Genomic DNA, 14040 nt, shown 5'->3' with positions numbered 1-14040 from the left:
GAACCCCCGTGCAGCAGGACAAACCGGAGGTCGATCCCGCCGACCAGTGGACGCGCGACCCGGAAACCGGCCAGTACCGCCTCGACCCGTCCGCCGGAATCCCCGGGCAGCGCCGCCGGACGGCCGAACGGGGAGCCGCCGAGCAGACGCCGGCCACCGAGTCCGGGACCGCGACCGCCGGCACCCCCGGGCCGGGCCGCCGCGACTCCCGGCGCCGGGCGGCCGCCGCCGCCAAGCGGACCCGGCGCCGCCGGGCGCTCAAGTGGACCGCCGGGGCCGGCGCCCTGGTGATGGTCGCGGGCTGCGGCGGGGCGTACTACCTGTACCAGCACTTCAACAGCAACCTGACCTCCGTCAAGGTCCAGCTGGGCAACGAGGAGGAGCGGCCCAAGGCCGCCGGGGACGCGCTCAACATCCTGGTGCTGGGCACCGACAGCCGGCAGGGCCTCGGCCGCGAGTACGGCGACGAGGGCAGCGCCGGGCACGCCGACACCACGCTGCTGTTCCACATCTCCAAGGACCGCTCCAACGCGACCGCGATCAGCATCCCGCGCGACCTGATGGTGCCGATCCCGGAGTGCCAGAGCAGCGACGGCAAGAAGATCCCCGGCTCCGCGCGGGACATGTTCAACAACAGCCTCGGCCAGGAGGGGCGCGACCCGGGCTGCACCTGGAAGACCGTCGAGAAGATGACCGGGATCCGGGTCGACCACTTCGTGCAGGTCAACTTCGAGGCGGTGAAGACGCTGTCCAGCGCCGTCGGCGGGGTCGAGGTCTGCGCGGCCAAGGACATCAACGACACGGACTCGCACCTGAAGATGAGCAAGGGCCGGCACGTGGTCCAGGGCGACGAGGCACTGGCCTTCGTCCGCACCCGGCACGCCGTCGGCTTCGGCGGCGACCTCACCCGCATCCCGCTCCAGCAGCAGTTCATCAGCTCGATGATCCGCAAGATCAAGAGCGACGACACCCTGACCAGCCCGAGCAAGCTCTACAAGCTCGCCGACGCCGCCACCAAGGCGCTCACCGTGGACTCCGGGATCGGCAGCGTCGACAAGCTCAAGGATCTCGCGCTGGACCTCAGCAAGGTCGACACCAAGAACATCACCTTCGCCACCGTGCCGGTCCTGGACGACCCCAAGGACAAGGACCGGCTGGTGCTCAAGCAGCCGGACGCCGGGCAGCTGTTCTCGATGGTCGCGGGCGACCGCTCGCTGACCGAGACCGCCGCGCCCGCCGACGCCGCCACGGCCGCACCGGAGACCGCACCGGCGGCCTCGACCGCCGCCGCCCCGACGGTGGACCCCAAGGACGTCCGGGTGACGGTGCGCAACGGCAGCGGGACGCGCGGGCAGTCGGGGCCCACCGTGGAAAAGCTCCGCACCAAGGGCTTCGCCAAGGCCACGACCGCCTCCGACGCGCCCGTCACCGCGACCACCGCGGTGTCCTTCCCGGCCGGGCAGGACGCCGCGGCCGCCGCCCTGGCCGCCGCGCTCGGCCTGCCGGGCGACGCCGCCCGGCAGGATCCGAAGGCGGATCCGAAGGGCCCGCTGGTGCTGGTGCTGGGCAAGGACGTCCTCGCCGCTCCGGCGGCGGCCCCGACCGAGGCGCCGAAGGACCTCCAGCGGGTGCAGGCGGACGACACCGACGCGTGCGCCAAGTAGCCGGGCCCAGGCCCTACTCCGGCGTGAGGGTGCCGTCCGTCTCCTGGTAGTGCTCGCCGGTGCGGGGGCAATGCCAGCGGCCGTCGCCGGCGGGCTCCAGCGGCTCGCCGGCGCGGCCGACCCAGCCGATCCGGCGGGCCGGGACGCCGGCGGCCAGGGCGAAGTCCGGGACGTCCCGGTGGACCACCGCGCCGGCCGCGACCAGCGCCCAGCGGCCGACCGTCACCCCGGCGACCAGGACCGCCCGGCCGCCGATCGAACAGCCCTGACGGAGCGTCACTCCTTCGGCGTGCCAGTCCTGTTGACGCTTGGGCCGACCCTCCGGGGTCACCGCGCGGGGGTGGCGGTCGTTGGTGAGGACGGCGGCGGGGCCGATGAACACCCCGTCCTCGACCAGCGCGGGCTCGTACACCAGCGCGTGGTTCTGCAGTTTGACCCGGTCCCCGATCCGGACGCCCGGACCGACGTAGGCGCCGCGGCCGATCACGCACTCGGCGCCGATCACCGCGTCCTCGCGGACCTGGGCGAGGTGCCAGACCGTCGTCCCCGCGCCGATGACGGCCCGTTCGTCGACGTCCGCGCTCGGCTCGATCCGGGCCGCGCCGGGCCCGCCCTCAACTGTCGCCATGCGCACCGACGATAGCGGTGCGGGTCGACTCTCAGGATTCGTCCGACAATTCGCGCGCCCGGCGGAAACCGTCGGACGAACCCTGCCCGGTCGGCGTCAACTCGCCCTGGAGAGGACGTCCTTGGCGGCCGGGCCGACACTCTCTATCACCCGGCGGGCCAGTGAGCGGGGCGAGGTGAGGAAGCCGAAGCCCCAGCTGAGGTGCATGGTGGCGAGCGCCACCGGCAGCATCGTCCTGGCCTTGAAGGACAGGCCGCGGCCGCCGACCAGCCCGCCGCCGAGGATGCCCAGCACGTACGCGCCGGGCACCGCGAGGAGGGCCGGGTGGACGGCGACGCCCAGCACCAGCCCGAGGGTGACGGCCAGCAGGGCGGTCGGCGGGGCCAGGTAGCGGAGGTTGACCGAGCCGCGGTGGTAGCGGGTGACCACCCGGCGCCAACGGCCGTAGTCCTTGTACTGCTTGGCCAGCGCCTTCACCGACGGCCGGGGCCGGTAGGTCACCTTGAGCTGCGGGGTGAACCAGACCAGCCCGCCGTCCTGGCGGATCCGGTAGTTGAGCTCCCAGTCCTGGGCGCGGATGAACTCCTCGTTGTAGCCGCCGAGCTTCTCCAGCACCTCGCGCCGGAACACCCCGAGGTAGACGGTGTCCGCCGGGCCGGCCAGGCCGCCGGTGTGGAAGGCGGCGTTGCCGACACCGATCTTGGAGGTCATCGCGGCGGCGACCGCGTTCTCCCACTCGGTCTCGCCCTCGGCGTGCATGATGCCGCCGACGTTGGCGGCGTCCATCTCGTCGAGCAGCCGGACCGCGGTGGTGATGTAGCCGGGGGTGAGCAGGCCGTGGCCGTCCACGCGCACCACTATCGGATGGCGCGAGCCCCGGATCGCGGCGTTCAGCCCCGCGGGGGTGCGACCGGTGGGGTTCGGCACGGTCCGAACCCGCGGGTCCTCCGCCACCAGTTCGGCCGCGATCTCCGCGGTCCGGTCGGTGGACGGACCGAGGGCGATCACCACCTCCATCGGCCCGGGGTACTCCTGGTCCAGGATGCGCCGGACCGCCGTCCGCAGGTGTCGTTCCTCGTTGAGCACCGGCATGATCACGGAGACAGCCGGCAGCTCCTCAGCAGCCTTGGTGTTCATCGGGGCCAACCGTACCGGTGCGGACACGTCTCCGTCTTGTCCCGGTCCGGGCCGCTGCACACAGCCCGCGACGCCCGGTTGGACTCCTTGATCACGCCCACCGTACTCCGCTCCGCTCACGGGCCCGCAGCCGGGTCGCAACGGGCGGTTTCCGGAGGACGGGACGGAGCCCGGCAGGGCGCCCCCGGCGGGGTTCGGGGGCGGCCGCGCGGGTTCGGTGCAGGTTCGGCGCAGGTTCAGAGCAGGTGGTGAACGATGGTGAAGAGCGCGTAGCCGCCCAGCGACAACCGGTTCAGCAGGTGCTGCGGGCCGCCCAGCCGGTCCGGCAGCGACCGGTGCGGGCGCAGGTCCGGCCGGTGGGCGGCGGTCGCGACGGCCCGGGCCAGCTCCACCGGGTCGTAGCGGTCCCCGAGGTGTCCGGCCAGCCAGGCGGCCGGGCGGCTGCCGACGGTGACCTCCTCGCCCGAGCGCAGCTGGACGGTGAGCAGGTTGCGGTGGACCGCGGCCGCGTTGATCTCCTGCCACCGGAAGGTCCGGGTGCGCAGCGCGGTGGCCATCCGCAGGCCGTCCCGGTCGACGACCATCTGCCAGGAGAGGGTGCGGCCGCAGGCGAGGATCGCCACCGTGCCGGTCAGGAGCGGGTGCACCAGGCCGCCCCACCAGCCGCTCCGGTCGAGCAGCACGACGAGGCCCGCGAGCAGCAGGGCGGGCACCGGGCCGGCCACCGCCCGCAGCGGCAGCGGCATCTCCCAGCGCCGGGCGGGCACCGCTTCGGCGTCCGTCCCGGCCGCGGGGGCGGCGGCCACCGTCTCGGCGGTCAGGGCGGCGACGGCCAGCTCCCGCTCCCGGTAGCCCTCGGTGCGCCGGCCCGGCCGCGGGGCCCGGGCGGCGGGGGCGACCACGGCCGCCACCCAGCGCGGGTCGTGGTCCAGCAGTCCGGGGCGGACCAGGAGCTGCTGTTCCGGCCCGTCGGGCCCCCGGTACAGCACGGCCGGCACGCTCCGGCCGGCGCGGGCGAGCCAGGCGGCGGCCTGCTCCGGGGTCAGCCGGTCGAGGACGTCCCCGAGCTCCTCCTCTTCCTCGTCGTAGGAGACCTCGACGTCGAGGTGGTCGGCGTCGTCGTCCTCGGTCTCCAGGTGTTCGGGCACCCAGGCCGGGCCCTCGCCGTCCGGGGCGCCGTAGCGGGCCCAGCGGTAGCGGTCGCGCTCGACCAGCCGCCAGAGCGCGGGGCCGTCCGGCGGGCCGTCCAGCGGCTGCACCAGCAGGTCGCCCTGGGCGTCGGCGCGGACCCGGACGGCGAGGGCGGGAGCGGAGCCCGCGAAGGAGGGCCGGGAGCGGCGGGCGTTCGCGGTGGCGGCCGAGCCGAGCAGCAGCAGGCCGGGCAGGGCGAGCAGGCCGCCGGCGGTCAGCGCGCCGGTGAGGTCGTAGTCGTCGCCGGCGGCGCGGACGGCGGCGCCGTCCACCAGCAGCGGTACGGCCTCGCCGGGCTGCGGCGGCCGGGCCCACCAGATGTCCAGCCGGGCGGTGCGTTCCGGGCCGCCGCCGGGCGGGTGGAAGCGGACGGTCAGGACGCCGTCCTGGTCGGTGTCGCCCGCGGTGCCGGTGACCTGGTCGGCCCGTTCGGCGCTCGCCTGCTGCCGGGCCTGCGCCCACAGCCCGTACAGCGGGAACACCAGGGCGGCGGCGAGCAGCAGGCCGCCGAGCGCGCGGCGCAGCACCGGCGGGCCGTCGGGGTGGACGGGCGAGGGCGCTCCGGCCGCGGTCCAGGGGAAGGGGACGGGCGGGGCCATCAGTTCGTCGAGCTGCTGGCGGGCGCGGCGGCGGCCGAGCTCGGCGCCGATCAGCGCGGCGGAGAGCAGCAGGTGGACCAGGACGGCCGTCCAGCGGCCGAGCGGGGTGACCAGGCCGTGCGGGGCGTACCAGAGCACCGCGAGGACGGCCGGCGGGAGCAGCGCCCGGCCGCGGAACCGGCCGACCAGCAGGACCACTTCGGCGAGCACCGACCAGGCGGCCAGCGAGGAGCCCCAGGTGTCCCGGCAGACGCCCTGGACGTTGCAGTCACCGGGGGTCGGCTCCACCGCGGTGGCCAGGATGACGAAGGCGGCGGGCAGCAGCGCCAGCCAGCGGCTGTCCAGGCGCCAGGCGGTGCGGGCGGCGCGCCAGCGGGTGGCAGCGGCGGCGGTGAGGGGCGCGGCGCTGGGCAGCGGCGGGGCGTCCGGGGTATCCGGGGCGAACATCGGACGATCATCTCAGTCGACCGGGGGCGGCCCGTGCCGCAGGGGCCGGGTGCTGCCCGCACCCGGCCCCTGCCCCCCGTTCCCCCCTCGGCGGCCCCCCCACCGCCTGGTCCTGCGGCCCGCGCCGCCCGGTCGGTCCGTCGCGACGGCACCGGTCGGTCCGTCGCGACGGCCGCGATCAGTCCGTCGCGATGGCCGCGAGGACGTTCATCCGCCCGGCCCGGAAGGCCGGGACGAGGGCGGCGACCAGTCCGATCACCACCGAGGCGACCAGCGTCACCGCGAGCGTGGTGGTCGGGACGGAGAGCGTGGCCAGACCCTGGTCGCGCAGCACCCGCTGGGCGGTGACGCCCCAGGCCAGCCCGAGCCCGGTGCCCAGGACCGCGCCGAACACCGAGATCACCACGGCCTCCAGCCGGATCATCCGGCGCAGCTGGCGGCGGGAGAGCCCGATCGCCCGCAGCAGGCCGATCTCCCTGGTCCGCTCGACCACCGACAGCGCCAGGGTGTTGACCACCCCGAGCACGGCGACCGTGATGGAGAGGCCGACCAGGCCGTAGATCAGGTAGAGCAGGGTGTCGACCTGGGACTGCACGACCTCCTTGTAGCCGGCCTGGTCCTTGATGGTCAGCTGCGGGTACTCCTTGAGCGCGCCCTCCAGGGCGGTCAGCGTCTTCGCGACGTCGGCCCCGGAGGAGGCCTTGGCGAAGAACGTCCAGACCGGCGGCTGCTCGTCGGCGGGCACGGCCCTGGCCATGGTGTCGAAGTCGACGAAGGAGCCGTCGCCGAACAGCGAGCCCTTCGCGAACACGGCGCCCACCGGCAGCACCTGGGTGCGGCCCTTGCCGTAGGCGACGGTCACCTGGTCGCCGACCTTCAGGCCGTGGTCCTTCGCGAAGGCCTCGCCGATCCCCAGCTCGCCCCGCCCGATCGCGTCCACCGAACCGGTGGTGACCGGGAGGTGGAAGTCGGTGCCGAAGAAGGCGGGCGGCGCGGCGGTGAGGTTGGTCTTCACGCTCCGGCCGTCCGGCAGCTGGAGCTTGGGGTTGAAGAACTTCTGGGTGGTGACGTGGTCGATGCCCGGGGTCCGGCGGACGGCGTCCAGCATCTCGGGGGTGATCGAGGTGCGGCCGCCCTGGACGATGTAGTCCGCGCCCACCGAACGGTCGATCTGCGCGTTGGCCGAGGTGACCGTCGAGGCGCTGAACACCGAGGAGCCGATCACCAGCGCCAGTCCGATCATCAGCGCGGCGGCGGTGGCCCCGGTACGACGCGGGTTGCGCATCGCGTTGCGCTGGGCGAGCCGGCCGGACGGGCCGAACAGCGCCGGCAGCAGCGCGCCCAGCACCCGCACCACGGCGGTGGCCAGCAGCGGGCCGAGCACCACGAAGCCGACCAGGGTGAGCAGCACGCCGAGACCCAGGTACTGGCCGCCGGTGGCCGCCTTCCGCGCCTGCGCGGCCAGCACCAGCAGACCGCCGCCGCCCGCCGTCAGGACCAGGCCGACCACCGTGCGGACCAGGTTGGCGCGGCCCTCGGCCGGCGTGCCGTGGTCGCGCAGCGCGGCCATCGGCGCGATCCGGCTCGCCCGGCGGGCCGGGACCCAGGCCGCCACCAGGGTCACCACGATGCCCAGGGCGTACCCGGCGAGGAACACCGTCGGACCGATCTTCAGGTCGCCCGCGTCGAGCTTCATGCCGATCGCGTTCATCAGCTTGATCAGGCCGACCGCGATGCCCAGACCGGCCGCGACCCCGAGGGTCGAGCCGAGCACGCCGAGGATCAGCGCCTCGACCAGGACCGAGCGGTTCACCTGCCGGCGGCTGCCGCCGATGGCGCGCAGCAGGCCGATCTCCCGGGTGCGCTGGGCGACCAGCATCGAGAAGGTGTTGATGATCAGGAAGCAGCCGACGAACGCCGAGATGAGCGAGAAGCCGAGCATCGCGTTCTTCATGAAGCCGAGGCCGCTGCCGATGCTCTTGGTGTTCTCGTCCTTCTGCTCGGCCGCGGTCTTCACCTGGTAGCCGGCGCCCAGCCTGGCCAGGGCGTCGGCCTTGAGCTGGTCGTTGCCGCGGCTGCCGTCGCCGAACGCCTCGACCGAGGTGTACGCCGGCTCGCCGAGCAGCACCTGCTGGGCGGTCGGGGTGTCCAGGAAGGCCAGTGCCGCACCGGGGTTGGTGGTGGTGAAGGAGGCGATGCCGGAGACCGTGAACTCGTGCCGGCCGTCGGCGTTGTCGACCCGGAGCTTGGCGCCGAGGCCGAGCCCGGCCTTCTTCGCGGTGTCCGCGTCCAGCACCAACTCGCCCGCGGCCTGCGGGGCGTGACCCTGGGTGAGGCGCACCGCGCTGCGCGGGGTCTCGGTCCAGTTGCCGACCAGGGTCGGCGCGCCGGAGGTCGGGCCGACCAGCTTGTTGGTGGCCGGGTCGACCAGGGTCGCGTTCTCGACCATGACCTGGCCGACCGCCGACTTCACCCCCGGCACCGCGGCGACCTGCTGCGCGGCCGCCACCGGGACGGTCCGCGGCTTGTCGGAGGCCTGCTGCTCGTCGTCCTCGGCCGGCTTGGGCGGCTGGACGGAGACGTCGGAGGCGGTCGCGGCGAACAGCTTGTCGAAGGTGCTGGTCGCGGTGTCGGAGAAGACCAGGGTGCCGGAGACGAACGCGACCGACAGCATCACGGCGATCAGGGAGAGCGCCATGCGGCCCTTGTGGGCGAAGAAGCTCCGCAGAGCGGTCTTGAGCAGCATCTGTCCGTCCCGCCCGCTCAGCTGGTCCGCTTGCCGTCGAAACGGCGCATGCGTTCGAGGACGGAGTCGGCGGTGGGCGCGTGCATCTCGTCGACGATCACGCCGTCGGCGAGGAAGAGCACGCGGTCCGCGTAGCCCGCGGCGACCGGGTCGTGGGTCACCATCACGATGGTCTGGCCCAGTTCGTCGACCGAGCGGCGCAGGAAGGTGAGCACCTCGGCGCCGGCCCGGGAGTCCAGGTTGCCGGTGGGCTCGTCGCCGAAGATGATCTCGGGCCGGGCGGCCAGCGCCCGGGCCACCGCGACGCGCTGCTGCTGGCCGCCGGAGAGCTGCGCCGGGCGGTGCTTGAGCCGGCCGGCCAGGCCGACGGTCTCCACCACCTGGTCCAGCCAGGCCTGGTCCGGCCGGCGGCCGGCGATGTCCATCGGCAGCGTGATGTTCTCCAGCGCGGACAGCGTCGGGAGCAGGTTGAACGCCTGGAAGATGAAGCCGATCTTGTCCCGGCGCAGCCTGGTCAGCTGCTTGTCCTTGAGGCCGGTGATCTCGGTGTCGCCGATCCAGATCCGCCCGCCGCTGACCGTGTCCAGGCCGGCCAGGCAGTGCATCAGGGTCGACTTCCCGGAGCCCGACGGGCCCATGATCGCGGTGAAGCGGCCGCGCTGGATGTCGACGTCCACCGCGTCGAGCGCGGTGACCCTGGTCTCGCCCGCGCCGTACGCCTTGCTGACCTGGCGGGCCGCGGCGGCGACGGCGGGCGCGCCGCCGGGAAGCTGGGGGTCGTACACGGCTGTGGCTGCCGTCGTCACTGGAGTCTCCTAAGAAGTGGGCCCGACCGTCGACCCCGGCCGGCCCTCCGTGCGCGGGCATGCCGCAGGACGCGGGCATGGCGCAGGAAGGGTCGTCGACCGGGAGTTGACCCCACCCACCGGGCCCGGCGGGCGCCGGTTCCCGGGAGAACCTCGCCCCTCGTCGGCACGAGCGGGGACGTCCACAACGTTATGAGCAACGGCGGGCGCGCTCGTCATCCGCCGGAATGAAGCCGCCCGACCAAGGATCTACGGGGCGCGGCACCCCTCCCCCTAGGGGGTGCCGCAGCCCGTCTCGGGGACGCCCCGTACGGGGCCCGGCCCGGGTTCCTCAGCCGGTCAGCGCCGGTGCGGCCAGCCGCTCCAGGGCCTGCGCGAAACCCTCCACGACCGGGGCCAGCAGGGTGTCGGTCTCCCGCTCGACCAGGGTCGTCCCGTCCTCCCCGGTGGTGATGTGGCGGTCGAGCACGAACCAGCCCTGGGTGATGTGGCCGGCGCCCATCGAGCTGAGCACCGGGCGCAGCGCGTAGTCCACCGCCAGCACGTGCGCGGGCGAGCCGCCGGTGGCCAGCGGCAGGACGGCCTTGCCGGCCAGCGCGTACTGCGGGAGCACGTCCAGCAGGGCCTTCAACAGGCCCGAGTAGGCGGCCTTGTAGACGGGAGTGCCGATCACGACGCCGTCCGCCCGGGCGAACAGCTCGGTCACGGCGACGATCTCCGGGTGGTCGAAGTCGCCCGACAGCAGCGCGTGCGCGGGCAGGCTGCGCGCCTCGAACGGGACGACGTGGTGGCCGCGGGCCTCCAGCCCGGCGTCGACGTGGCGCAGCAGGCGGGTGGTGCGGGAGGTGGCGGACGGGGAGCCGGAAACGGACAGGACGGTGGCCATGGCGTTCACCTTTGGCTGGAAGCGGGGGCGGGGCCACGCGGCGCAGGAGGACCGCTGCGGGTCGGAGCCCGGGAAGGTGTTTCGACGTGCTCGACGTGCTCGACGCGTTCGAGGTGAGGTGCCCGGCGCGGGTGGGGTGACGCCGAGGTGATCCGGTGGGCGAGCTTCAGCCGCGACAGAGCGAACAGGCCACACCACGCCGCAGGTCGACGTGCCGCCGACGCGTGAGTGCCCAACGCTGATCCATACCCGAAATGCAAACACGCTGCGTTCGAGCCGGTCAAGAAACGTTTCGCCAGTTGAACGGCGGATGACGCGACGCGTGGTGACCGGGCTCACGTCGACCCGGCGCCCGCGCCGTCCGCCCCCACCGTCGTACGGCCGCGCGGAAGTTGCGGCGGAACGATCCGACCCGTGCATCAAAACTGCTACAAGCGACCTGGTGAGTACCCCGGGGGGAGTCAGCACGAGCGGGGTCGGGCATCCTCGACGACATGAACACGTGGCAGGAGGGCCGCCCGGGAGGCGGCGGGAACCCGTACCGAGACGGGAACCCGTATGGGGGCGGCGGCAACGGCGGCGCGTACGGGCGCGGCGGGGGCGGCGGGGCGGCCGAGCCGCCGCTGCCGTCGTCGATGAACCCGCGCGGGCCGGGCGCGCCCGCGCCACGACAGCCGGAGCCGTCCCGGCTCGGCGGCGTCCCGCCGCAGGGTCCGGGCGGACAGCCCGGCGGCCGCCCCGGCGGGCCCGGTGGGCCTGGGGGCCCTGGCGGTCCCGGCGGTCCCGGACGACCGGGTGGGCCCGGGGGCCCGGGCGGCGCCCAGCCGGGCGGTATACAGACCAAGCGGTGGCCGCGGCGCCGGATCGTCAAGTGGTCGGTCTTCGGCCTCCTGATCGCCGTCATGGTCACCGCCGTCTCGACCTGGTTCTGGGCCGACTCCAAGCTCAACCACGAGAACGTGCTCGCCGACTACCCCGGCCGCCCGCCGGCCGGCAAGGGCACCAACTGGCTGATCGTCGGCTCCGACAGCCGCCAGGGCCTCACCGACTCGGAACAGGACGACCTGCACACCGGTCACGACACCGAGGGCAAGCGCAGCGACTCGATGATGGTCCTGCACGTCGGGGACAACGGGAACACCCTGATGAGCATCCCGCGCGACTCCTGGGTGCCGATCCCCGAGTACAAGAGCAGCAGCGGCAAGACCCTCAAGGGCACCACCTCGAAGATCAACTCGGCCTTCGGCAACGGCGGCGGCCGCCTCCTCGTCCAGACCGTCGAGCTGAACACCGGCATCCGCATCGACCACTACGCCGAGATCGGCTTCGCCGGCTTCGTCGGCATCGTCGACTCCATCGGCGGCGTCGAGATGCACATCGACCAGGACGTCAAGGACAAGGACTCCGGCCTCGACCTCAAGGCCGGCGACCAGACCCTCAGCGGCAAGCAGGCCCTCGCCTTCGTCCGCCAGCGCCACCAGATGGCCGACCAGGACCTCGGCCGGATGCGCAACCAGCAGAAGTTCCTCGGCGCCCTCGCCCACCAGGCGGCCTCCCCCGGCACCGTGCTGAACCCGTTCACCTTCTACCCGCTGGTCGACTCCGCCCTCGGCACCCTCATCGTCGACGACGACGCCGGCCTCACCGACCTCGGCTCGCTCTTCCTCGCCATGAAGGACGTCAACGGCGGCGGCGGCAAGACCCTGACCGTCCCGATCGGCAACCCGGACTACCGGACCAAGACCGGGGAGTCGGCGGTGCTGTGGGACGCCACCAAGTCCAAGCAGGTCTTCGACGCCTTCAAGAACGACACCGCGGTACCGGACATCAAGTAGCCCGCCGTGACGTGAAGCAGCCGCGCGGCCGCAACGGGTGGATGCCACTCGCCTCTGCGCTCGTCCACCGCCTCCTGGGCCACCCGGTCCAGGAGGCGGTGGCGCTCCACGGCGCGGTGTCCCGGCTCCCGACCGGCCCGGGCCTCGGTCGCCTAACCCGTCTGCGGGAGCAGGCCGGTACCGCACTCGGGGAAGCGGACCAGCCACTCCCCCTCGCCGCCGGCGGCCTCGGTGGCGCCCGCGTAGCCGTAGTGGATCAGCCGCCCCTCGCCGCCCGCCAGCCAGCGGGCGCCGGTCAGGTGCACGGTCAGGGCCGCCGGGCGGTGCGGGTCGGGCCGCTCCAGCACCAGCTCGTGCTCGGCCTCGCCCGGCCGGAAGGCCACCTCGGTCTCCGTGGCCGGCCGGCGCGGGCTGCTGCCCTCCCGGTACGTCCAGTACGCGGCCACCGTCACGGTGAGCGCGCCGTCCACACCGCCGGCGCCCGGCCGCACGTACTCCTCGTCCGACACCCAGCGCGAGTGGTGGCGGATCTCCTCCGGCCCCCAGCGCTCGTCCCAGCGCACCCAGTAGCCCGCCACCCGCTTGACCGTCATGACCTCGCAGGCGACCCGCACCGCGATCCGCGCCGGATTGACCGGCTCGCACGAGGCGAGCGAGACCACCGTCACCTGCTCGTACGTCACCGCGCCGTCGTCGGCGTCCTGTTCCATCGGTGAACCACCTTGCCGGAGTGTCGAGTTCGCCGCGGCTCCGACCGCGCACGGAGAGCCTAGAGCGACCGCCCCACTGCACGGAGTGATTGCCCGGTTCCGGCCCCGCCCGCCCGCTCACCCGGCTACCCTGCCCCCGAAACTGCCACCGCCCCGGAGTGGGAAGTCGACTGATCAGACTTTCCCGGCCGGGGCGGTGTGCGGTTTTTCGAACCTGGTGAACCGGTGACTACTCGACGATGCCGGACTTGGCGATGGTGACCTTCGCCGAGGTGCGGCCGCTCTGCGAGCCGAGCTTCTCGACCGCCGTCACGACGTCCATGCCCTCGACGACCTCGCCGAAGACGACGTGCTTGCCGTCCAGCCAGTCGGTGACGATGGTGGTGATGAAGAACTGCGAGCCGTTGGTGTTGCGGCCGGCGTTGGCCATCGACAGCAGGCCCGGGCGGGTGTGCTTGATCTGGAAGTTCTCGTCGGCGAACTTCTCGCCGTAGATGCTCTTGCCACCGGTGCCGTTGTGGTTGGTGAAGTCACCGCCCTGCAGCATGAACTGCGGGATGACGCGGTGGAAGCCGGAGCCCTCGTAGCCGAAGCCGTTCTGGCCGGTCGCGAGCTCGCGGAAGTTGCGGGCGGTCTGGGGGACGACGTCGTCGTACAGCTTGAAGACGATGCGGCCCGACGGGACGCCGTCGATCTCGATGTCGAAGAAAACGTTGGAAGCCATGCAGGGATCATGGCACGACCCGTCGGCCGATGCGCGTCACCCCCGGCCCGGCGCCGGGTGGCGGCCCCGTGTTATCCGGCCGGCGCGACGGCCGTGGAAGCTAGCATCGGCGTCAGGTTCAGGCGTTCGGTCACGGCGACGGGGTGGGCGGCATGCGGATCGGTGAACTGGCCCGACGGACGGGCGTGAGCGAGCGCTCGCTGCGCTACTACGAGCAGCAGGGCCTGCTGGCCGCCCGGCGGACGGACGGCGGGCACCGGGAGTACCCGGAGCCGGCGGTGGACCGGGTCGTGCTGATCCAGGAGCTGTTCGCGGCCGGGCTGCACAGCCGCACGATCTACAAGATCCTCCCCTGTATGCGCGACTCCGACGGCGGCCCGAACGAGATCGCCACCCCGCTGCTGGTCGAGGAGCTGTCCTCCGAACGGGACCGGATCGACCGGATGGTCACCGACCTGCTCCGCTCCCGCGAGGTGCTGGACGAGGTGATCGCGACCGCCTCCGGCCGGGCGCGGGCCGGGGCGGCGGAGGCCGACGCGGTGTAGTCGGCACGGCGAAGGCCCGGGGCGCCCGCTTGGGTTCTAACGGTCCTCGCAACACCCGCGATCTGTGGGAGTTGCGAGGACCGTGGGCGTTAGGCGTGATGATCTTGCTGAGTTGCGGGAGC

At 73.4% G+C, this 14040-nt stretch carries 11 protein-coding genes; 3 read left to right on the top strand and 8 right to left on the bottom strand.

Annotated features, from left to right (window positions below):
• Window positions 1-8 precede the first annotated feature (8 nt).
• Window positions 9-1664, top strand: coding sequence for an LCP family protein (locus ACFVTF_RS36530; RefSeq protein ID WP_387818366.1), 1656 nt, complete (start codon window positions 9-11; stop codon window positions 1662-1664).
• Window positions 1665-1677: 13 nt separating this feature from the next.
• On the opposite strand, the gene ACFVTF_RS36525 is transcribed toward ACFVTF_RS36530, so the two are convergent.
• From ACFVTF_RS36525 to ssuE, 6 genes are all read right to left on the bottom strand, one after another.
• On the bottom strand, window positions 1678-2292 hold the full coding sequence (locus tag ACFVTF_RS36525; protein WP_387818364.1) for an acyltransferase: 615 nt from the start codon (window positions 2290-2292) through the stop codon (window positions 1678-1680).
• Window positions 2293-2388: 96 nt separating this feature from the next.
• A complete protein-coding gene (locus ACFVTF_RS36520; protein WP_387818362.1) occupies window positions 2389-3429 on the bottom strand; it encodes a glycosyltransferase family 2 protein in 1041 nt (346 codons plus the stop codon).
• 236 nt (window positions 3430-3665) lie between these two features.
• The gene (locus ACFVTF_RS36515; RefSeq protein WP_387818360.1) at window positions 3666-5666 is read right to left on the bottom strand and encodes a hypothetical protein; all 2001 of its coding nucleotides are present in this window, start codon (window positions 5664-5666) and stop codon (window positions 3666-3668) included.
• A 178-nt stretch (window positions 5667-5844) separates the two neighbouring features.
• On the bottom strand, window positions 5845-8412 hold the full coding sequence (locus ACFVTF_RS36510; RefSeq protein ID WP_387818358.1) for an ABC transporter permease: 2568 nt from the start codon (window positions 8410-8412) through the stop codon (window positions 5845-5847).
• A 17-nt stretch (window positions 8413-8429) separates the two neighbouring features.
• Complete coding sequence (locus tag ACFVTF_RS36505; RefSeq protein WP_387818356.1) at window positions 8430-9218, bottom strand: ABC transporter ATP-binding protein; 789 nt, start codon at window positions 9216-9218, stop codon at window positions 8430-8432.
• 331 nt (window positions 9219-9549) lie between these two features.
• Entirely contained in the window at window positions 9550-10104 is a 555-nt protein-coding gene (ssuE, locus tag ACFVTF_RS36500; protein WP_387818354.1) for an NADPH-dependent FMN reductase, read from the bottom strand.
• Window positions 10105-11006: 902 nt separating this feature from the next.
• Between ssuE and ACFVTF_RS36495 the strand changes: the two genes are divergently transcribed.
• A complete protein-coding gene (locus tag ACFVTF_RS36495) occupies window positions 11007-11939 on the top strand; it encodes an LCP family protein (RefSeq protein ID WP_387818352.1) in 933 nt (310 codons plus the stop codon).
• Between the two features lie 152 nt (window positions 11940-12091).
• Here ACFVTF_RS36495 and ACFVTF_RS36490 read toward each other — a convergent pair whose 3' ends face one another.
• Window positions 12092-12649: a hypothetical protein gene (locus tag ACFVTF_RS36490; RefSeq protein WP_387818350.1), complete on the bottom strand. Its 558-nt coding sequence runs from the start codon at window positions 12647-12649 to the stop codon at window positions 12092-12094.
• 229 nt (window positions 12650-12878) lie between these two features.
• The gene (locus ACFVTF_RS36485; protein ID WP_371518577.1) at window positions 12879-13373 is read right to left on the bottom strand and encodes a peptidylprolyl isomerase; all 495 of its coding nucleotides are present in this window, start codon (window positions 13371-13373) and stop codon (window positions 12879-12881) included.
• Window positions 13374-13525: 152 nt separating this feature from the next.
• Here ACFVTF_RS36485 and ACFVTF_RS36480 point away from each other — a divergent pair, with 152 nt between their 5' ends.
• A complete protein-coding gene (locus tag ACFVTF_RS36480; RefSeq protein WP_387818348.1) occupies window positions 13526-13918 on the top strand; it encodes a MerR family transcriptional regulator in 393 nt (130 codons plus the stop codon).
• Window positions 13919-14040: the final 122 nt, after the last annotated feature.

The organism is Kitasatospora sp. NPDC057940, assembly GCF_042887425.1.
Taxonomy (GTDB): domain Bacteria; phylum Actinomycetota; class Actinomycetes; order Streptomycetales; family Streptomycetaceae; genus Kitasatospora.
Note: the sequence above shows the minus strand (reverse complement) of the source record. Positions and strands in the feature narration are given on the sequence as shown.

Excerpts from the sequence above, each read along its gene's own strand:
- ACFVTF_RS36525 (WP_387818364.1), bottom strand. The coding sequence starts at position 2,292 with ATGGCGACAGTTGAGGGCGGGCCCGGCGCGGCCCGGATCGAGCCGAGC.
- ACFVTF_RS36520 (WP_387818362.1), bottom strand. The coding sequence starts at position 3,429 with ATGAACACCAAGGCTGCTGAGGAGCTGCCGGCTGTCTCCGTGATCATG.
- ACFVTF_RS36515 (WP_387818360.1), bottom strand. The coding sequence starts at position 5,666 with ATGTTCGCCCCGGATACCCCGGACGCCCCGCCGCTGCCCAGCGCCGCG.
- ACFVTF_RS36510 (WP_387818358.1), bottom strand. The coding sequence starts at position 8,412 with ATGCTGCTCAAGACCGCTCTGCGGAGCTTCTTCGCCCACAAGGGCCGC.
- ssuE (WP_387818354.1), bottom strand. The coding sequence starts at position 10,104 with ATGGCCACCGTCCTGTCCGTTTCCGGCTCCCCGTCCGCCACCTCCCGC.
- ACFVTF_RS36495 (WP_387818352.1), top strand. The coding sequence starts at position 11,007 with ATGGTCACCGCCGTCTCGACCTGGTTCTGGGCCGACTCCAAGCTCAAC.
- ACFVTF_RS36490 (WP_387818350.1), bottom strand. The coding sequence starts at position 12,649 with ATGGAACAGGACGCCGACGACGGCGCGGTGACGTACGAGCAGGTGACG.
- ACFVTF_RS36485 (WP_371518577.1), bottom strand. The coding sequence starts at position 13,373 with ATGGCTTCCAACGTTTTCTTCGACATCGAGATCGACGGCGTCCCGTCG.
- ACFVTF_RS36480 (WP_387818348.1), top strand. The coding sequence starts at position 13,526 with ATGCGGATCGGTGAACTGGCCCGACGGACGGGCGTGAGCGAGCGCTCG.